Source organism: Mangrovactinospora gilvigrisea (genome assembly GCF_001879105.1).
Classification (GTDB): domain Bacteria; phylum Actinomycetota; class Actinomycetes; order Streptomycetales; family Streptomycetaceae; genus Mangrovactinospora; species Mangrovactinospora gilvigrisea.
On the sequence record NZ_MLCF01000128.1, the window covers coordinates 1 to 19,985 of the forward strand.

Consider the following 19,985-nt stretch of genomic DNA (forward strand, 5'->3'; position numbering starts at 1 on the left):
CGTCACGGGCGACCGCGGGCACCGACGCCTGACGGCCCCCCAGGGCCGATGCGGCCCCGACGCCCTGATCGCCCGCCGACGACCCGGTTCCACGTGGCCGTCGCTGCTGGGAGCGGGCGCCCCGGCCGCGCCGCTCCTGGCGGCCGTCGTCCGCGGGCTCGGCGGCGATGGCTGGCGCGTGAGCGGGGGTTGAGGCCGCGGGCGGCGGTCCGGAAAGCAGCCCGGACACCCCGCGGCCGCCGCGGACCTGACGGCCTGAGCGGCCGTCGGCGGCCGGCGGACCACGCAGGGTTGAGGTGGCCGCCGTGGCGGGCCGGGCGGGCAGGGCCGTGCCGCCCCTGGTCGCGCCCTCGACGCTGTGACGCCGCGGGCCGCCGCCCCCGCCTGGCGTGGCGGCGACGGGTGGCTCGCCCGTGCCCCCACGCTCGCCTTCGTCCGAACCGGGCGCGGCAGAGGCTAAGGCGTTACCGAGAGTTCCAGGTAGGCCGCGAGGATGGCGAGGTGGACGGCGCCCTGGAGGGGCGTGGAGCGGCCGGGGATGATGGTGAGGGTGCCGACGATCACGGTGAGGGCGAGCAGGACCATGTGGGTCGGGCCCAGGCCGAGGTTGAGGGGGCCGGTCATCCAGATCGAGGCGACGGCCACCGCCGGGATGGTGAGGCCGATGGACGCCATCGCCGAGCCCAGCGCCAGGTTGACGCTGGTCTGGACCTGGTCGCGTCCCGCCGCGCGCACCGCGGCGATCGTCTCCGGCAGCAGCACCAGCAGCGCGATGACGACGCCCACCACCGCGTTCGGCAGCCCCGCCGAGGCCACGCCCTTCTCGATGGTCGGCGAGATCACCTTCGCCAGCCCCACCACCGAGACCAGCGCCAGCGCCAGCATCACCAGGCTGAAGAGCGCCGCCTGACGGGTCGGCGGGTCGGCGTGGGAGTCCTGGCTCGGCGCGCCGCCGTCCCGCCGCACCGGCAGGAAGTAGTCGCGGTGCCGGACGGTCTGCGTCATCACGAAGATCAGGTAGAGCACCGCCGAGGCGACCGCGGCGAAGACCAGCTGGGAGCCCGAGAAGCTCGGGCCCGGCGTCGTGGTGGTGAACGTCGGCAGCACCATGCTCAGCGTCGCCAGGGTGGCCACCGTGCCGAACGCCGCGCCGGTGCCGGACTGGTTGAAGACCGCGGTGCGGTGCCGCAGCGCGCCCACCAGCAGGCAGAGTCCGAGGATGCCGTTGGTGGTGATCATGACGGCGGCGAAGACGGTGTCCCGGGCGAGGCCGGCGCTCTTGTCGCCGCCGTCCGCCATCAGCGTCACGATCAGCGCCACCTCGATGATCGTGACGGCCACCGCCAGCACCAGCGAGCCGAACGGCTCGCCGACCTTGTGCGCGATCACCTCGGCGTGGTGGACGGCCGACAGGACGGCGCCCGCCAGGATCACCGCGCACACCGCGACCACCCAGCCGGGCGGGTAGGTGCCCCAGGTGAAGGCGAGGGCGATGATGCCGAGAACCGGCAGCAGGGTCGTCCATTGCACGGCGGTCCGACGGAGGCGGGCTGTCGCGATCATGCTCCAACCCTGCCAGGGGTCGACGGAGAGTGAGAAGCGCTCAGCGTCACCACTGCGGCACCCGGTGCGATACGGGCTGTCAGATGCACCCGAACGGCGCACCCCCGACGGTCCGTCACCCCCGACGGTCCGTCACTCCCGCGGGCCGGCGGGCGCGGTCACGCCGCGGAGCGGCCCGCCGCCCGCACCGGCTCGCCCAGCCCGAGCGCCGGCAGCGCCACCGCGTCGACGCAGCCCACCAGGTAGTCGGCGTCCGCGTAGCACCCCTCCACCAGCGGCGCGGTGCGCAGCGCCCCGAAGAGCAGCGCCGCGATGTAGCGGGCCGCCGGGTTGTCGGCGGCGACCTCGCCGCGCTCCACCCCGCGCCGCACCATCGCCTCCAGCGCGGCCGCGTCCGGTTCGATCAGCGCCTCGACCAGCGCCTGCCGGAGCCGCTTGTCGTTCATCGCGGCATGGGCGATGGCGTGGATCAGGTTGGTCTCGCGTACCGCGCGGTCGCCGATGGCGCGCGCGGCGGCGCGCAGGTCCTCGGCGAGGCTGCCGGTGTCGATGTCGCCGAGCGGGCGGTGCCGGCAGGTGCGCAGCGCCGCGGCGACGAGGCCGGGCTTGCCCTTCCACTGCCGGTAGAGGGTGGACTTGCTGCACCGGGTGCGGGCCGCGACGGCCTCCATGGTGAGCGACTGGTAGCCGCCCTCGCGCAGCAGGTCGAGCACCGCCTCGTGGAGCTCGCGCACCCGCTCCGGGCTGATCTTGGAGCGGGGCGAGAGCCGTACGGGCGGTGCCGGTGATGCCGGAGTGGCGGACGGGGACGACGGGGACGAGTGCGACGACGGGGACGAGGGGGACGCGAGGTGCGCCGGCATGGTGCGAAGCTCCCTGCGGGTGCCGGGTGTGACGTGGGGTGATGCGACCGTAGTCCCGGTCTCATCGGCACGCAAGCGTATCGGTACGATGGTGTACCGGTACGCTCCCGTACCGCAGCGCCCAGCACGGCAGAGCGGGCGCGATCCGCCTCGGGAGGGGGATTTGTCCATGAGTTGCGCCCGCATGCGCGCCCGCGCGCGCGACGGCCTGATGCCCGGGGCCCCGGGGTGACCGCCACCCTCGCAGCCGTCCTGCTCTCCCTCGTCTCGGCGGCGGGCTATGCCGTCGGCGCGGTCGTGCAGGAACGACTCGCCGCCCGGAACGCGGTCACCCCCGGCCGCCAGGCGCACGCCCTGACCCGGCTGCTGGCCCGCGGCGCGTGGTGGTGGGCGGTGCTCCTCAACGGGGCCGGCGCCGCCCTCCATGTGGCCGCGCTCCGCTTCGGCCCGCTGACGCTGGTTCAGCCGATGGGCGCGCTCACCCTGGTCGCCGCCGTCCCGCTGAGCGCCCGCTCGGCGCGGCGGAAGGTCACCTCCTACGAGTGGCGCGGCACCACCCTGACCCTGCTCGGCCTCGCCGGTCTGCTGCTGATCACCGGACGGGTCGCCCCCAACGGCGCGCTCTCCACGCCCGAGGCGGTCGCCGTCGCGGGCGGCGCCGCCGTCCTCACCGTCGCCCTGGTGCTGCCCGGCCGGCGCGGCCCGGTGGGACGCGGCCTCGGCGCGCGGCACGCCACCGCCTCGGGCATCTGCTCCGGGATCGCCTCGGCGCTCTCGCAGACCGTCGCCGTCCGCCTCACCGACCACGGCTCCACCCCCGCCTGGCAGTTGGCGCTGGTCGCCACGCTTGTGGCGCTCTGCGCGACCGCCGGGATGCTGCTGGCGCAGAGCGCCTACCGGGCCGGGCTGGGCGCGCCGCTGGCGCTGCTCACCCTCGCCAACCCGGCCGCCGCCGCGGTGGTGGGCGTGGCGCTGCTGGGGGAGCGGTTCAGCGGGGGATGGGTGGGGTCGCTCGTCGCCCTCGCCGCGGCCGTCCTCGGCGCCCGCGGTGTCGTCCTTCTCACCAGGGAGGGCGGTGCGGGTCGAAATGCCGAGACGGGTCTCATCGGTTAGGAACTTAGGAGGACGGCGGACGGAGGCGTCGGCGCGGGCCGGCTCGGGACGGCGGGAGTGCCCCTTGCGAGGTGGACCAGAGTGATCGTCATCTCGGTGCTGTGCGCGATCCTCGGGGCGGCGAGCAACGCCTGCGGGACCGTGCTGCAGCGCCGTGCCGCGCTGCGCGTCCCGGGCTCCTCGGCGATGCGGTTCCAGCTGCTGATCGACATGCTGCGGCAGCCCGCCTGGGCTTTCGGCATGTTGTGCGTGATCTTCGCGGCGATCTTCCAGGCGGTGGCGATGGCCACCGGGCCGCTCGCCCTCGCCCAGCCGATCTTCGTGCTGGAGCTGCCCTTCGTCTTCTTCTTCGTCGGCCCGATCCTCAAGCGACGGGTCTGGCGCAGCGCCTGGTGGTCGGCGGGGTTCATCGTCGCCGGTCTGGCGCTGGCGCTGGCCGCCGCCAATCCGCACGGCGGCACCGCGCAGGCCCCGATGGTGCTGTGGATCCTCGCGCTGGTCTGCTGCCTCGGCGCGATCGCCGCGCTGGTGGCGGCGGCGCTCAAGCGCCCGGACGGGCCGGTGCGGGCGGCCTGCCTGGGGACGGCGGCGGCGATCGGCAACGCGCTCACCGCCGCGCTGATGAAGTCGGCGACGGACACCTTCGACCACCGCGGGCTCAGCGGGTTCCTGACGTCCTGGCAGACCTACGGCTTCGCGCTGATGGGCGTGATGGCGCTGTTCCTGCTGGAGAACGCGATGCAGGCCGGTCCGCTGGTGGCCTCCCAGCCGGCCCTCACCCTGGGCGACGCGCTGATCTCGCTCTCGCTCGGCGTCACCCTCTACAGCGAGACGGTGCGCACCGGCTGGTGGCTGGTGCCGGAGCTGCTCGGCGTCGGCCTGGTGGTGCTCGGCGCGGTGGGGCTCTCCCGGCAGCCCGCGCTCAGCTCGAAGGGGGACGCCCGCGCGCAGGCCAAGGGCGGCGCCACGGCGGTGGCGGACGCCTCCTCCTGACGGACCGCCCCCTCGCCTGACGACCGCGCCGCAGGAGCGCGGGGAACCGCGCGGGTGAGCGTGGTCGGCCCGCGCCCGAGCGGCGGCCCGGGTCAGCTCACGGAGATGTCGTCCGCGGTGTAGGAGCCCTGGCCGTACCAGCCGTGCACATAGACCGTGACGCTGGTGGTGGAGGCGCCGGTGGTGAAGGAGGTGCTGAGCTTCTGCCAGCTGGTGCCGCCGGTGGACGTCCAGGTGGAGGTGTCCGTGCCGCCGGTGCCGGAGACGCCGAGGTAGGTGTAGTTGCCGTCGACGTAGCCGCTCAGCGTGTAGGCGGTGCCCGGCTTCACCGTGATCGTCTGCTGGCACTGCGCCGTGTCGGCCGAGGACGGGTTGCCCTCCAGCGCGTACTGCCCGCCGTGCACGGTGGTGTTCTGCACGGTGCCGAGCCCGCCGGAGCACGTCCACGGCGACAGTGCGCCGCTCTCGAAGCCGCCGTTGACCACGCCGCCCGAGGCCGGCGGGGTGCCGGTGGCGCTGGAGGTGGGCGTCGGGCTCGCCGAGGTGCTGCCGGTCGGGGTGGGCGTCGGCGAGGCGGAGGCGGACGTCGACTGCGTCGGCGTCGGGGAGCCGCTCGGCGGCGACGGGCAGGTGCCGGGCGCCGAGCCGTTGGTGGCGTTGACGACGTCGTTGAGCAGCGTGTTCGACGGATCGTCGTAGAGCGAGAACATCATCGTCCCGCCGAGGCCGTTGCAGTGCAGGTAGTCGGCCGTCGCCTGGATCGACCTGGCGTCCTCGCCGGACCAGAAGGTGGTGCCGTCGTAGAACCAGGCGGCCTGGGCGAGCGGGTCCCAGTAGGTGTCGGCCGCGTTGTCGACGACCCCGCCCAGCTCCTTGTACATCCGGATGCCGGCGACGTTGCCCGAGTCGGCGGCGCCGGGCGCCGGGCCGGTGGCGGTCTGGAAGAGCCCGTGGTCGCTGCCGGCCGGCACGCCCGTCCAGCCCCGGTAGTAGAACGGGACGCCCAGGTTGAGCTTGGACGGCGGGAAGCCGCCGGGGATGCCGTAGGCGGAGTCGCCCGCGGTGAGCGCCCTGACCGCCTCGTCGATGCTGTACTTCTGCTGACCCGGCGGGATCACCGCCGAGGGGTCCGACGGGTTGTCGTAGAGCGGGGCCTGATGGTTCGTCGGCCCGGTCGGCTCCCAGCCGCCGTGCATGTCGTACGTCATGGCATCGGCGAAGGTGAGGTACTGGCCGATCTTGTCGGTCTGCACGTTGGCGATCTTGTCCTGGCCGGCGGGCAGCGCCGCGCTGAGGGCGTAGGTGCGGCCGTCGGCCTGGCCCTGGGCGTCCAGCTCGGAGCGGAACTCGGCCAGCAGGGCGGTGTAGTCCGCCTTGTCGGACGGGCTGGAGTGGTTGCCGACGTGCCCGCCGCCGCCCGGGTACTCCCAGTCGATGTCGAAGCCGTCGAAGATGCCCTTGGCGGTGCCGGCGCCGCCGTAGCCGCCCTGTGCGGGCAGGTTGCCCTTGATGAACATGTCGACGCAGGAGGAGACGAGTTTCTTGCGGGAGGCGTCGGTGGCGGCCGCGTCCGAGAAGTACTTGGAGTAGGTCCAGCCGCCCAGTGAGAGCAGGATCTTCAGGTGCGGGTACTTCGCCTTCAGCTCCTTGAGCTGGTTGAAGTTCCCGACCAGCGGCTGGTTCCAGGTGTCGGCCTGGCCGTTGACGGAGGTGTCGGCGCCGTACGTCTTCTGGTAGTCGGCGTAGGCGTCGCCGGCGCCGTCGCCCGCGTTGGGGTCGTTCTCGTCCTGGTCCGCGGCCTTGGTGGCCTCGAAGCAGGTGAGGTTGGCGGGGTCGATGTTCTCGAAGTCGTAGAGCAGGTAGTCGAGTTTGCCGGCGGCGCCGCCGGTGTCCAGGGCCTTGGGGTAGTAGGCGTTCTGGTAGATCGACCACTGGTCGTAGTAGGCCACCTTGAGGCCGCCGCCGGTGGCGGAGGCGCCGGTGGTGCTGTCGTGGTGGGCCGCGGAGCGGGCGGCGGCGGGGCCGCCGGTGAGCAGCGAGGCGCCGAGCCCGACGAGGGCGGCGCCGGCGGACAACGCGGCGGCGAGCGAGGCGCGCCGTCGGGAGGAGCGGACGACCATGGGAAGTCCTCCGGTGGGCGATTGACGGGGTACCAGGGGCGCCGGCGAGGGGGAGCCGGCAGCCGGACCGACTGCGCATGCCCTGACGCGGACCAATGTGGACTAGACCACTGATCGTGTCAAGTACCCGTCAATCCTTGCTCCGAAGAAGGCCCCGGCATGCCCCCCGCGCCCGCGCGGCGGGCGGGTGGGGCGCCGGGGCGAACGGGCGGCAGACCCTGCGCCGCGCGCGCCGCGACGGTCGCGACGGACCCGCACCGCGACGGACCCGCACCGCGACGGACCCGCACCGCGCCGGGCCCGCACCGCGCCGGGCCCGCACCGCGTCGGCGCTACTCCTGCCGCTTGCCCGAGGTGATCCGCGAAAGGATCAGCGCCACCAGGATGATCGCCCCGTTGAACGCCCCGATCCACTGCGCCGGAACCCCCGCCAGCGTCAGCACGTTCTGGATCATGTACAGCAGCAGGATCCCGGTGAACGCCCCGAAGACCGTCCCCTTGCCCCCGTTGAGGCTCACCCCGCCGATCACCGCCGCCGCGAAGACCGTGAAGATGTCCCCGGTGCCCTGCGCCGCCGCCACCGAGGCCAGACGCCCCGTCAGCATCAGCCCGCCCACCGCGGCCAGCACGCTCGCCGTGGTGATCGCCACCCACAGCACCCGGTCCGTCCGGATGCCGGCCGCCTTCGCCGCGTCGGTGTTCCCGCCGATCGCGTAGAGCGACCGCCCCGCGCGCGTCCACCCGAGCACGCCCACGCCCGCCGCGAACAGCACCAGGCAGAGCCAGATCGACACCGGCACCCCGCCCCACTCCGCCGTCCCGATGTAGAGCATCGAAGACGGCAGGTTGAAGAACGTCTTGCCGCCCGAGATCCCGGTCAGCATCCCGTGCAGGGTGATCTGCATCCCCAGCGTGACGATGAACGCGCTCAGCCCGAACCGCACGATCAGCAGCGAGTTGAGCAGCCCGATCGCCAGCCCCACCAGCAGCGTCAGCGGCACCGACCAGGCGCCCCCGAGCCACCCCAGGCCGTGCGCCGAGCCGCCCGCCGGCAGGCAGATCCAGGCCGCGATGCCGGGCGCCAGCCCGAACGTCGCCTCCAGCGACAGGTCCATCTTCCCGGCGACCAGCACCAGCGTCTCCGCCAGCACCATCACCGCGATCTCGGACATCGTCTGGAGGACGTTGATGATGTTCCCGCCCTCCAGGAACACCGGGTTGACGGCCTGTCCGACGATCGCCACCACGATGATCGCCGGGATCAGCGCGAGGTCCCGGAGCCGCGCCAGGGCCGGCAGCCGCCGCATCCCCGGCAGCGTCACCGTTGCGTTGTCAGGCATGGCCGATTCCCTCCATCGCCGCGACCATCTCGTTGTCGTGCCACCCGGCCGCGTGCTCGGCGGCGATCCGCCCGCCGAACATCACCACCACCCGGTGGCAGCCGCGCAGGTCCTCCAGCTCGTCGGAGGCGATCAGAACCCCCGTGCCCTCCGCGGCCACCCGGGCCACGTTGGACAGCAGCGTCTCCTTGGAGCGCACGTCGACGCCCGCCGTCGGGGAGACCATCACCAGCAGCCGCGGATCCCCGGCCAGCGCCCTGGCCATCACCACCTTCTGCTGGTTGCCGCCGGAGAGGCCGTCGACGGGTTGGCGCGGACCGTCCGTCTTGATGTCCAGCCGGTCGATCAGCGTCCGGGCCAGCGCGTCCCGCGCCGACGGCCGGACGGTGCCGGCCGGGCCCAGCCGCTCCGGCACCGTCATGGTGGCGTTCTCGGCCACCGAGAGGTTGGCGACGAAGCCCTGGTGGTGCCGGTCCTGAGGGACCAGGCCCACCCCGCCGCGGATCGCCGCCCGGACGTCCCCGGGGCGGGCCGGCCGCCCGGAGATCTCCAGCGTGCCGCGGTCGGGGGCGCGCAGCCCGGCGACCGTCTCGGCGAACTCGGTGCGCCCGCTGGACGCGATCCCCGCCAGGCCGACGATCTCGCCCGGACGGACCGTCAGGTCGACGTCCTGGTAGGCGCCGTCCAGGCCCAGCCCGCGCGCCTCCATCACCGGCGCCGCACCGAGGAGTCCGCCGTCCGCGGCGTCCCCGGCGGCGGACCGCGCCGCGCCCGGCAGCCGCACCTCGCCGGTCATGTCGGCGACCAGGTCGGACTCGTCCAGCCCGGCCACCGGCCGCGTCGAGATGTGCCGCGCGTCGCGGAAGACCGTGACGGTGTCGCAGATCTCGAAGACCTCCTGGAGGTGGTGGGAGATGAACAGGATGGTCACGCCCTGCCGCTGGAGCTGGCGCAGCTGCTCGAAGAGGCGGGTGATGGCGGGGCCGTCCAGGCGCGCGGTGGGCTCGTCCAGGACGATGAACCGGGCGCCGAACGACAGCGCGCGGGCGATCTCCACGAACTGCCGCTGCTCCACCGTCAGTTCCCCGGCCGGGCGGCTCACGTCCACGTCCACCTGCCAGGTCTCCAGCAGCTCGCGGGCGCGGCGGCGCAGCTCCCGCCAGCTGATCAGGCGGCCCGCGCGGAGGGGATGGCGGCCCAGGAAGAGGTTCTCGGCGACGGTGAGCCCGGGGATGGTGGTGGAGCGCTGGTAGACGCAGGCCACCACCTCCCGCCAGGCGTCCCGGTCGGCGAGGTGCGGGGCGGGGCGGCCGTGGAAGCGGACGGTGCCGGCGTCGGCCGGGGTGAGCCCGGTGAGGACGGAGACCAGCGTCGACTTCCCCGCCCCGTTCCGCCCCACCAGGGCATGGGTGGAGCCGGGGGCGACGGAGAGGCCGACCGCGTCGAGCGCCGTGGTCGGCCCGTACCGCTTGGTGACGCCGATCGCCTCCACCACCGGGGGAGCCGAGGGAGCGTCAGCCGCCAAGGTGGTTCCCCCAGAGGCTGGTGTCGTCCGGCTTGACGCTGGTGATGCCGCCGTAGGAGCCGCCGTCCAGGGTGACCAGCGGGGCGGGCAGCTGGTCCTCCAGGTTGCCCTGCGGAGTGCGGATGATCGTCGAACCGTGGTCGGTCTTCCCCGGCTTGAAGGTCTTCCCGTCGATCGCGGCCTTGATGTAGAAGAGCCCGTACTTGGCGTACTGGTCGGCCGGCTGGGAGACGGTGGCGTCGATCTGCCCCGCCTTGATGTCCTTCAGCTCCTGCGGGATGCCGTCGTTGGAGACGATGTAGACGTGCTTGGGGTTGCTCGGCGGCACCAGCATCCCGCGCTGCTTCAGCGCCTGGAGGGTGCCGGAGAGCGCGAACGAGGCCTGCATGTAGACGCCGTTGACGGGCGCGCCCTGCAGATCGGTCTTGAGCTTCCGGGAGGCGGTGTCCTGGTCCCAGTTGGTGGGCTCGCCGACGACCGTGATGCCCGGGTAGTTCTGCTTCATGCAGGCGTTGAAGGCGTCGGTGCGGTCCCGCCCGTTGATCGAGGTGAGGTCGCCCTCCAGATCGACGACCCGGCCCTTGCCCTTGAGCTTGGTGCCGAGGAACCGGCAGGCCTTCTCGCCGTACGCCTTGTTGTCCGCCCGGACGATCATGAAGACCTTGCCGGAGTCGGGCCGGGTGTCGATCGAGACCACCGGGATCTTCTTGGCGGCCAGCGTCTGCAGGGTCGGCTTGACGGCCGCGGTGTCCTGCGGGGCGATCACCACGCCCTTGACCTGCTGGCTGATCAGCGTCTGCACATTGGACGCCAGCTTGGAGATGTCGTTCTGCGAGTTCGTCGTCTTGAGGGTGACGCCCTGCTGGCCCGCGAACTGCGGGACGTACTTGATGTAGGAGTTCCAGAAGTCGGTGTCGGCGCGTGGGTAGTCGACCCCGACCAGCGGCTTCGACGAGGACGCCCCGCCCTTGGTGCTGCTTCCGCAGGCGGCCAGGGGGACGCAGAGCAGTGCTAACGCGGTCGCCAGGACGGCGGTGCGGCGCGACGGCTGAGAAGACATCAACGGCTCCTTCGCTCACCTGCGCTAAGGTCGGATGTCTTTCTAGGGCAGTTGTCGTGGGCGTGTCCATACCCCGGCGGAACGACACCGAACTGTTAAGCCGAACATCCAACTACTGCCCGTCGGCGGTTCTCCAGTACTGTGCCGCTACACATCCGCGGGACGACGCGGAGCGACCACCTTCAGATCGGGAGCGCGGGGATGGCCCTGACCGACGACGCCATCGCGAAGATCACCAAGCTGATCCGGGACGGCGAACTGAGCCCCGGTTCGCGCCTCCCCCCGGAACAGCAGCTCGCCGCCCAGCTCGGCCTCTCGCGCAACTCGATGCGCGAGGCGGTCAAGGCCCTCGAGGTGGCCCGGGTGCTGGACGTGCGGCGCGGCGACGGCACCTACGTCACCAGCCTGGAGCCCGGCCTGCTGCTGCAGAGCCTCGGCTTCGCCATCGACCTGCTCAGCGGCGACACCCTGCTGGAGGTCCTGGAGGTGCGCCGGCTGCTGGAGCCCACCGCCACCTCGCTCGCCGCCCAGCGGATGACGCCCGAGCACCTGGCCGAGGTCCGCGGCCACCTCGAGCAGATGGCCGACGCCGGCGACGACATCGAACGCCTGGTCCGCCACGACGCCGCCTTCCACCGCGCCGTCGTCCACGCCACCGGCAACGAGACGCTGGTCTCCATCCTCGACGGCGTCTCCGGGCGCACCGTCCGCGGCCGCGTCTGGCACGGCATCGTCGACGCCGAGGCCGCCGCCGTCACCCTCGCCGAGCACCGCGCCATCTTCCGCGCCCTGGAGTCCCAGGACGGCCCGCTGGCCCAGGCGGCCGCGCTGGTGCATGTGCACACCTCCGAGTCGTGGCTGCGCAACGCGCTCGGACGGGTCGAGGACGAGGAGGGCGGGCCCGCCGCCGCGGCAAAGGACGACGCCAAGGACGCCAAGGGGGACACGAAGGAGGGGAAGGAGTGAGCCAGGGGCCCGGTTGACACCAGGGAGCGGACGGCCATAGGGCAGACTGGGAGGCCGATCCGCAGCCAGGCCCCGCGGCCCACCAGGAAGGACGCGCCATGACGACCGACTCCACATCGGAGACCGCCACCGCAGCGGAGATCATGCTGGAGCTGGTCGACGATGCCGGCCGCACCATCGGCACGGCGGAGAAGCTCTCCGCGCATCTGCCGCCGGGCCGGCCGCACCGGGCGTTCTCCGTCTTCCTCTTCGACACCCGCGGGCGGATGCTGCTGCAGCGCCGCGCGATGTCGAAGTACCACTCGCCGGGGGTGTGGTCCAACACCTGCTGCGGGCACCCGTACCCGAACGAGGCGCCGATCGCGGCGGCCGCCCGGCGCACCTACGAGGAGCTGGGCGCGGCGCCGAACCGCATCGAGGAGGGCGGCACCGTCCGCTACGACCTCCCCGACCCTGCCTCCGGGCTGATCGAGCGGGAGTTCAACCACCTCTTCGTCGGGACGGTCGACGCGGCGATGGCCCCCGACCCGGACGAGGTCGAGGACACCCGCTTCGTCACCGCGGCGGAGCTGGCGGAGCTGCGCGAGGCCCCGGGCTCGGAGTTCTCCGTCTGGTTCCCGACGGTCCTGGACGCGGCGCTCCCGGCGATCCGCCGGCTCACCGGCGCCTGGTAGGGCGCCCCGTAAGGGGCGCGGGGCTCTGCCGAGGTGCGGCTCCGCCGCGCGGGCGCGAGTGACCCGGGAGCGACCGGTCGGCCGCAACCCACCGCGCCCCGCCCGGACCCGGCCGTCCGTCAGGACTCAGCGGTACCTGGGCAACTCCGCCCAGACGACCTTTCCGCCGTCCTCCGTCCGAAGGACGTCGCAGCGCCCGCCGCCCTCGTCGGTCAGCGCCTTGACGAGCAGCAGCCCCCTGCCGCCCGTCCGCCCGAAATCCGTCGCCCCCGACATCAGCGCGTGCGGCCGGTAGGGGTGGCGGTCCTGCACCGCCACCCGCACCCACGCGCCCTGGAAGGCGACCTCCACCCGCACCTCGGGCGTCAGCAGCGCCGCGTGCCGGACCGCGTTGGTCACCAGTTCCGAGACGATCAGCAGCAGGTCCTGCACGACCGGATCGCCCGGCGCGAGCCCGTGCGAGCCGAGCAGGTCCCGCACCGCGCGGCGGGCCTGCGGGACCGAGGACTCCACCGTCGGCGCGGTGAAGTGCCAGAGCTCCGGCCCCGGAATGCCTCCGGGCCCGGCCAGTGCTCCGGGGTCGGGAGGGGTACTCCCGCTCACGTCCATCAGCGCAGCACTCGTCCTTCCGATCCTCGCGAATGGAACCGGCCAACGTCCGTCAATTGCCAGTTGGTCAAGTGCCACTGAGCGTAAGGCCAGGCCGACCGAATCGTGTGAGACACGGCAACTCGGCGCGATTCGACCGAATCCCGACCGTCGGTGCCCGATTCCGATCGCCCGCGGTGGGTCCGGCGGGGCGGTTTTCGGACGCCGCTGAGCCGCGCGTTCGCACCCGACGCGTCCATTCGGACAGCCGCCCCGATCCGCTCCGATGGTGGCCTGCTGAGGTCAGGCTCTTGACGGGAGATCACCGATGAGGCAGGAAGGGGGAGACCGGCTGCAAGTCCAGACCCGTCGGCCCGCCGCGGCCGACCCGAACGTCCCCGGAGTGTGCGCGTGTCCCAGAGCGCAGACACAACAGCCTCGAACCGGCCCCGGCGCGCCCTCGTGGTGCGCGGCGGCTGGGAGGGCCATGCCCCCGTCGAGGCCACCGACCTCTTCATCCCCTTCCTTCGTGACAACGATTTCTCGGTCGAGGTGTCCGACACCCTCGACAGCTATCTGGACGCCGAACTGCTCGGCGCCACCGACCTGGTGGTGCAGTGCTGGACCATGGGCGAGATCAGCCGCGAGCAGCGCGCCGGCCTGGAGGCCGCGGTCCGCGCCGGCACCGGCCTGGCCGGCTGGCACGGCGGCATCTGCGACTCCTTCCGCGGCAGCCTGGAGTACCAGCTGATGACCGGCGGGCAGTTCCTGATGCACCCGCCCGGGTTCCTCGACCACACCGTGGCGATCCGCAAGGAGCGCGCCGACCACCCGGTCGTCGCCGGCCTCGCCGACTTCGACGTCCACACCGAGCAGTACTGGGTCTCCACCGACGCGCTGGACGACGTGCTCGCCACCACCGTCTTCCGCCCCGGCGACCACGACGGCCCGTGGCGCGAACCCGTCACCGTCCCGGCGGTGTGGACGCGCCAGTGGGGCGAGGGCAAGGTCTTCGTCTCCACCATCGGCCACAAGGTCGACGACTTCGACGTGCCCGAGGTGCGGGCCCTGACCGAGCGGGGGCTGCTGTGGGCGAGCCGTTGATGCGGATCGGCATGGTCGGCGCGGGCAAGATCAGCGGCGCCTACCTCGACACCTTCCCCAAGCTGCCGGAGCTGCAGCTGACCGCCGTCACCGACCTCGACCCGGCGAGGGCCGAGGAGGCCGCGGCGAAGGCGCCGGGCGCGGTGGCCGTCAAGGGCGGCGTGGACGAGCTGCTCGCCCGCGACGACGTGGACGCGGTCCTCAACCTGACCATCCCCGCGGTGCACGCGGAGGTGGCGCGGGCGGCGCTCGCCGCCGGCAAGCACGTCTACGGCGAGAAGCCGCTGGCCACCACGCGCGAGGAGGCCGACGGCGTGCTGGAGCACGCGGCGGCGGCCGGGCTGCGGGTGGGCTGTGCGCCGGACACCGTGCTGGGCACCGGCACCCAGACCGCGCGCAAGGCCGTCGACGACGGCCTGATCGGGACGCCGGTGGCGGCCACCGCGTTCATGACCACCCCGGGGCACGAACGCTGGCACCCGGACCCGGAGTTCTACTACCGGCCGGGCGGCGGTCCGCTGCTCGACATGGGGCCGTACTACTTCTCGTCGCTGGTGCACCTGCTCGGGCCGGTGGCGCGGGTGACGGGCTTCTCCTCGACGCCGCGGGACGAGCGCGTCATCGGCAGCGGGCCGCGGGCCGGGACGCGGTTCGCGGTCGAGGTCCCCACCCACGTGACCGGAGTCCTCGAGCACGCCTCGGGGGCGCTCTCCACGCTGGTGATGAGCTTCGACGTGCACGCGGCGCGGCTGCCGCGGATCGAGGTGCACGGCACGGACGGCTCGGTGTCGGTGCCGGACCCGAACGGGTTCGGCGGGACGGTGGAGCTGTACCGCGGGACCGCGGGGGAGTGGGAGACGCTGCCGGACGAGGCGGGCTACCGGGACGCCTCCCGCGGGTTCGGGCTCGCCGACATGGCGCGGGGCGTCGCGTCCGGCGAACCGCACCGCGCGTCGGGCGAGTTGGCGCGGCACGTCCTCGACGTGATGCTGTCGCTCCTGGAGGCGGCCGAGTCCGGCAACGCCGTAGCGGTGGCCTCCACCTGCGAGCGGCCGGCGCCCATCGTCTGACGCCGCCGCGCCTGCGCCCCGCCGCGCAGCGCCGCCGCCCCTCCGCTCCGCCCCGGCACCCCACCCGTCCCTCGGTGACCTGTCGCCTTCCACCGAGCCGACCTGGGTGGGGTGCCGGGGCGTTCCCCCGCCCGACGCGGCCGCGGGTCGCCGTCGCCTCCCGGCCCCGCCGCCGCCCCTTCGCCCCGGCACCCCACCCGCCCCTCGGTGACCGGAGCGCCGGGGCGAAGGGGCGGCGAACAGGTCACCGCACACGCCGCAAGCGTTTGCACCGAGCCCTGGTGCATCCGAAGACATCCGAGGTATGGTTCCGCATGACCGCGGACACCGCCCCCTGGCGCAGCGCCCTCGCCGATGCCGACATGGTCTGGCAGCGCATCCCGACCACCTGGTACGAGGGCCCGTTCCTCGGCAATGGCGGCCTCGGCTCCGGCATCTACGCAGAGCCCGCGGAACCCGCGGACCCCGCGAATGCGGACAGGCCCATCCGCCGGCTCCGCTTCAACGTGCAGCACAGCGAAGTGCAGGACCACCGCCCCCGGTTCGGCACCCTGTGGGGCCTCGCCCGCCTCCCCATCGGGCACTTCACCCTCACCACCGCCGGCGACATCACCGCCCTCGACTGGCGCCTCGACCTGTGGAACGCCGAGCTCACCGGCACCGTCACCACCACCGCCGGCATCCTCCGCCTCCGCGCCCTCGTGCACGCCGAGCGCGACGTCCTCACCGTCCGGCTCACGCCGGGCCGCGGCGAGTCCGCCGCCACCTGGACCTGGACCGCCGCCGAGGCGATCAGCCCCCGCGTGCACAGCCCCCGCCCGCGCCCCACCGGGTACACCGGCAACGACCCCGCCGTCCTCGACGGCGACCAGTCCTTCGCGGTCACCGCCCACGCCCGCGGTGCCTCCGTCCAGCACCTGCTCGCCGGCGGCGGCCACACCACCGCCTGGCGCCAGACCGTCGCGGCGGACGGCACCGCCACCCTCGCCGTCGGCCTCGCGCACGCCTTCCCCGGCGACGCCCACCCCGCCGCGGCCGCCGCCCTCGTCGAAGCCGAAGCCGAAGCCGAAGCCGACGCCGACACAGCCGCGCACCGCGCCTGGTGGCACGCGTTCTACCCGAAGAGCTTCCTCTCCGTCCCCGACGCCCGGCTGCAGGCCTTCTACTGGATCCAGCTGTACAAGACCGCCTCCGCCACCCGCCGCGACCGCCCCGTCATGGCCACCTGCGGACCGTGGCTGGAGCCCACCCCGTGGCCAGCCACCTGGTGGAACCTCAACGTCCAGCTGGAGTACTGGCTCATCCAGGGCAGCAACCACATCGACCAACTCGACTCCCTGACCCGCGCCCTCGCCGAGCACGCCGACCGCCTCGGCGACGCCCTCGCCCCCGCCTACCGCGCGGACGGCGCCGGCCTCCCCCGCACCACCGACATCCACCTCGCCGGCGGCGGGCCCACCGACGGCACCGACCCCGGCCACGGCGTCGGCGTCCCCGGCGAGGCCGACCCCACCCCCGAGATCGGCAACCTCGCCTGGGCGCTGCACAACGTCTGGCTGACGTACCGCCACACCATGGACGAGGCCCTGCTGCGCGACACCGTCTTCCCGCTGCTCCGCCGGTGCGTCGCCTACTACCTGCGGTTCCTCGCCGCCGGCCCGGACGGCTTCCTGCACCTGCCGCTCACCTACTCGCCGGAGTACGGCACCGCCACCGACGTCAACTACGACCTGGCGCTGATCCGCTGGGGCTGCGCCACTCTCCTCGACGCGGCCCGCGTCCTGGGCGTGGACGACCCGTCGGCCGCCGCCTGGGAGGACACCCTCAAGCGCCTCACCCCCTACCCGGTGGACGGCACCGGTCTGATGATCGGGGCCGGCACCCCGCTCGCCACGTCCCACCGGCACTACTCGCACCTGCTGATGATCTTCCCGCTGCACCTGATGACCTGGGAGCAGCCCGAGCACCGCGCGCTCATCGAGCGGTCCCTCGCGCACTGGGTGGGCTTCACCGGCGCGCTGCAGGGCTACACCTTCACCGGCGCCGCCTCGATCGCCGCGGGCATGGGGGACGGCGACCGCGCGCAGGGCTATCTGGAGCAGCTGCTCGCCGAGTTCATCAAGCCCAACACCATGTACCAGGAGTCCGGTCCGGTCATCGAGACGCCGCTGTCCGCGGTGCGCTCGCTGCAGGACATGGTCTGCCAGTCCTGGGGCGGGGTGCTCCGCCTCTTCCCGGCGGTCCCGTCCGCCTGGGACGACGTCCGGCTGCAGGACTTCCGCACCGAGGGCGCCTTCCTGCTCGCCGCCGAGCGGCGGGCCGGCCGCACCGCCTGGATGCGGATCCGCAGCGAGGCGGGGGCGCCCTGCGTGCTCCGCAGCGATCTGGGCGCCGCGGTCGAGGTGCGCGATGCGGACGGCCGCACCGTGCCCCACGAGACCCTGGACAACGGGGATCTGCGGCTGCATCTTGCGGCGGGGGAGGAGGCGCTGGTGCACCCGGCGGGCACACCGCGCCCGTCCACCGCCCTCGGCCCGGTCGCCCCCGGCGCCCCGGCCGCCCGCTGGGGCCTGCCCGCCTGAGCGTCCGTCAGCACACCGCCCGATCAAGGAGGGAACATCCGATGAGTGAGGTCTCCCGACGAGAGGTGCTCGGACTCGGTGCGGCGGTCGCGGGAGGGGCCGCCATGGTGGCGGAGCCCGCGGGCGGCGGACCGGCCGCCGCCGACGTCCCCTCCGGAGGGGACCCGCACCGCGCGCTGCTCGCCACCGCCGACCCGCTGTGGCGCCGGCTGCCCGCCGACTGGCGGCAGGGCCCGTTCCTCGGCGACGGCCTCCTCGGCGTCCAGCTCTACGCCGGCGACGACGCCCGCACCCTCACCTGGATGCTGGGCCACTCCGAGGTGCAGGACCAGCGACCCCAGTGGGAGGCCGGCATCGGCCTCTCCCGGCTGCCGGTCGGCTCCCTCGCCTGGACGTTCAACGGCGAGATCACCGCCGTCGACTGGCGCCTCGACCTGTGGGACGCCGAGCTGCGCGGCAGCGTCACCACCACCCGCGGCTCCGTCGAGTTCCGCGCCCAGGCGCTCAACGCCGAGGCCGCGCTGCTCGTCGAGATCCGCCCCGGCGCCGGCGAGCGCGATGCCGCCTGGCGCTTCGATCCGCTGCCGTCCGCCACCGACCGCACCAAGAACCGGCCCCCGGACTACACCCCCAACCCCGCCCCCGAGCGCACCGTCCGCGAGGGCGTCGACCTCACCCGCCAGCCGCTCGCCGCCGGCGGCGACTACGCCACCGCCTGGCGCCTCGCCGACAGCGGCGACGAGTCCGGCAGCCAGGTGCTGGCCTGCGCCGTCCGCTACCGCTACCCCCAGGGCGGCGCCGCCGACGAGGCGCAGGGCGCCGTCCAGCGGCTGCTCAACGAGACCCCGGATGCGCTGGTGCGCCGCCACCGCCACTGGTGGAACGGCTACTTCACGCGCAGCTGGCTCTCCGTCCCCGACAAGACCGTGCAGAGCTTCTACTGGATCCAGGTCTACAAGCTCGCCGCCGCCACCCGCCGGCACGCCCCGGTCACCGCGGAGTGGGGGCCGTGGTACCCGTGGAAGGACCCCTGGACGGCCGTCTGGTGGAACCTCAACGCCCAGGTCGCCTACTGGCCGATCCACGGCTCCAACCACACCGCCGAACTCGACGCGATCACCCGGACGTTCGCCGAGCACTCCGGCAACCTCCCGCAGTCGCTGGACGCCCCCTACCGCGACCGCCCCGACCTCGCCGCTCTCGCCCACCCCTCCGACCGCAGCCTGCGCCCCGGCGCGCACACCGTCGGGGTCCCCGGCACGGCGCACATCACCGACAACTTCGGCAACCTCATCTGGGCGCTGCACAACGTCTGGCTCTCCTACCGGCACACCCTGGACGCCTCGATCCTCCGCGAGGTGCTGCACCCGCTGCTCACCCGGGCCGTCAACTTCTACGCCGAGTTCCTCACCGAGGGCGAGGACGGCCTGCTGCACCTCGCCACCACCCGCTCCCCGGAGTACGCGAACGCCGAGGACTGCACCTACGACCTCTCGCTGCTGCGCTGGGGGTGCGCGACGCTGCTGGAGTCCGCGGCGGTCCTCGGGTTGGACGGCGAGCCGGACGCCAAGCGCTGGCAGGCGATCCTCGACCGGCTGACGCCCTATCACGCCGATCCCGAGCAGGGCGTGCTGATCGGCGCGGACGTCCCGCTCGCCGACTCCCACCGGCACTTCTCGCACCTGCTGTGGCTCTACCCGCTCTTCGAGAAGACCTGGGCCTCGGCCGGCGACCGCGAGGCAATGCGCCGCACCTTCGACCACTGGGCGTCCATGCAGTCCGCCTGGCACGGCTACAGCCTCGCCGCGGCCTGCTCGATGCTGGCCGCGATGGACGCCGGCGACGAGGGACTCGGCTACCTCACGCGGCTGCTGGACGGCGAGGTGATCGGCAACACCGTGCTCACCGAGAACACCTTCTACCGGGAGGGCGGCAACGGGGCGATCGAGACGCCGTTCTGCGCCGCCCAGTCGGTGCTGGACCTGGTCGGCCAGAGCTGGGGCGGGGTGCTCCGGCCGTTCGCCGCGCTGCCCTCGGACTGGCCGGACGCGTCGATCGCCGGGATGCGGATGCAGGGCGCCTTCCTCGTCGACGCGGACCGCCGCGCGGGCGCCACGGCGTGGGTGCGGGTCCGCAGCGAGCGGGGCGCGCCGTGCGTGCTGCGCCCGGGCATCGAGGGCGAGTTGGCGGTCGACGGCGCCGAGTGGGAGCCGGCCGGCACCGATCCGGCGTTCGGCGGCCGGCTGATCCGGCTTCGCCTCGAACCCGGCGGCGAGGCGCTGATCCATCCTGCCGGCCCCCGCCCCGGCACGCCCCCGCGGAACGTCCCCGGCCCCGACGTGCCACAGTGGGGCCTGCCGTAGGCCGGTGCTCGCTCGCGCGCTTCCCCGCGCCCCTGACGGGGCACGCGGGTGCGCAGGGGCG

Annotated in this window: 15 protein-coding genes; 8 read left to right on the plus strand and 7 right to left on the minus strand. The window is 73.6% G+C overall.

The window, feature by feature from the left end:
* Positions 1-456: 456 nt before the first annotated feature.
* Together BIV57_RS19795 and BIV57_RS19800 are read right to left on the minus strand one after the other, a co-directional pair.
* Positions 457-1,563 (minus strand): calcium:cation antiporter, encoded by a 1,107-nt coding sequence (locus BIV57_RS19795; protein ID WP_071658204.1) that lies wholly within the window; start codon positions 1,561-1,563, stop codon positions 457-459.
* A gap of 158 nt (positions 1,564-1,721) precedes the next feature.
* Positions 1,722-2,426 (minus strand): TetR/AcrR family transcriptional regulator, encoded by a 705-nt coding sequence (locus BIV57_RS19800; RefSeq protein WP_079170516.1) that lies wholly within the window; start codon positions 2,424-2,426, stop codon positions 1,722-1,724.
* 228 nt (positions 2,427-2,654) lie between these two features.
* On the opposite strand from BIV57_RS19800, the gene BIV57_RS19805 reads away from it, so the two are divergent.
* Positions 2,655-3,539, plus strand: a complete 885-nt coding sequence (locus tag BIV57_RS19805) for a DMT family transporter (protein ID WP_071658205.1) — start codon at positions 2,655-2,657, stop codon at positions 3,537-3,539.
* 84 nt (positions 3,540-3,623) lie between these two features.
* Complete coding sequence (locus BIV57_RS19810) at positions 3,624-4,532, plus strand: DMT family transporter (protein WP_071658236.1); 909 nt, start codon at positions 3,624-3,626, stop codon at positions 4,530-4,532.
* Positions 4,533-4,624: 92 nt separating this feature from the next.
* On the opposite strand, the gene BIV57_RS19815 is transcribed toward BIV57_RS19810, so the two are convergent.
* From BIV57_RS19815 to BIV57_RS19830, 4 genes are all read right to left on the minus strand, one after another.
* Positions 4,625-6,652 carry a glycosyl hydrolase family 18 protein gene (locus tag BIV57_RS19815; protein ID WP_071658206.1) on the minus strand — a complete coding sequence of 676 codons (2,028 nt, stop codon included), beginning with the start codon at positions 6,650-6,652 and terminating at the stop codon, positions 4,625-4,627.
* A gap of 332 nt (positions 6,653-6,984) precedes the next feature.
* Positions 6,985-7,992, minus strand: a complete 1,008-nt coding sequence (locus BIV57_RS19820) for an ABC transporter permease (protein ID WP_071658207.1) — start codon at positions 7,990-7,992, stop codon at positions 6,985-6,987.
* The gene (locus tag BIV57_RS19825) at positions 7,985-9,517 is read right to left on the minus strand and encodes a sugar ABC transporter ATP-binding protein (RefSeq protein WP_071658208.1); all 1,533 of its coding nucleotides are present in this window, start codon (positions 9,515-9,517) and stop codon (positions 7,985-7,987) included. The genes BIV57_RS19820 and BIV57_RS19825 overlap by 8 nt, the downstream gene beginning before the upstream one ends.
* Positions 9,507-10,577 (minus strand): sugar ABC transporter substrate-binding protein, encoded by a 1,071-nt coding sequence (locus BIV57_RS19830; protein WP_071658209.1) that lies wholly within the window; start codon positions 10,575-10,577, stop codon positions 9,507-9,509. Before BIV57_RS19830 ends, BIV57_RS19825 begins: the two co-directional genes overlap by 11 nt.
* A gap of 201 nt (positions 10,578-10,778) precedes the next feature.
* Between BIV57_RS19830 and BIV57_RS19835 the strand changes: the two genes are divergently transcribed.
* Both BIV57_RS19835 and idi read left to right on the plus strand, forming a co-directional pair.
* Entirely contained in the window at positions 10,779-11,543 is a 765-nt protein-coding gene (locus BIV57_RS19835; RefSeq protein ID WP_071658210.1) for a FadR/GntR family transcriptional regulator, read from the plus strand.
* A gap of 98 nt (positions 11,544-11,641) precedes the next feature.
* The gene (gene idi, locus BIV57_RS19840; protein WP_071658211.1) at positions 11,642-12,217 is read left to right on the plus strand and encodes an isopentenyl-diphosphate Delta-isomerase; all 576 of its coding nucleotides are present in this window, start codon (positions 11,642-11,644) and stop codon (positions 12,215-12,217) included.
* Between the two features lie 126 nt (positions 12,218-12,343).
* Here idi and BIV57_RS19845 read toward each other — a convergent pair whose 3' ends face one another.
* The gene (locus BIV57_RS19845) at positions 12,344-12,826 is read right to left on the minus strand and encodes an ATP-binding protein (RefSeq protein WP_071658212.1); all 483 of its coding nucleotides are present in this window, start codon (positions 12,824-12,826) and stop codon (positions 12,344-12,346) included.
* 390 nt (positions 12,827-13,216) lie between these two features.
* Here BIV57_RS19845 and BIV57_RS19850 point away from each other — a divergent pair, with 390 nt between their 5' ends.
* From BIV57_RS19850 to BIV57_RS19865, 4 genes are all read left to right on the plus strand, one after another.
* On the plus strand, positions 13,217-13,909 hold the full coding sequence (locus tag BIV57_RS19850) for a ThuA domain-containing protein (RefSeq protein WP_071658213.1): 693 nt from the start codon (positions 13,217-13,219) through the stop codon (positions 13,907-13,909).
* Complete coding sequence (locus tag BIV57_RS19855) at positions 13,894-14,979, plus strand: Gfo/Idh/MocA family protein (protein WP_071658214.1); 1,086 nt, start codon at positions 13,894-13,896, stop codon at positions 14,977-14,979. Before BIV57_RS19850 ends, BIV57_RS19855 begins: the two co-directional genes overlap by 16 nt.
* Before the next feature lie 314 nt (positions 14,980-15,293).
* Complete coding sequence (locus BIV57_RS19860; protein WP_071658215.1) at positions 15,294-17,561, plus strand: glycosyl hydrolase family 95 catalytic domain-containing protein; 2,268 nt, start codon at positions 15,294-15,296, stop codon at positions 17,559-17,561.
* A gap of 41 nt (positions 17,562-17,602) precedes the next feature.
* The gene (locus BIV57_RS19865) at positions 17,603-19,924 is read left to right on the plus strand and encodes a glycosyl hydrolase family 95 catalytic domain-containing protein (RefSeq protein WP_071658216.1); all 2,322 of its coding nucleotides are present in this window, start codon (positions 17,603-17,605) and stop codon (positions 19,922-19,924) included.
* Positions 19,925-19,985 lie beyond the last annotated feature (61 nt).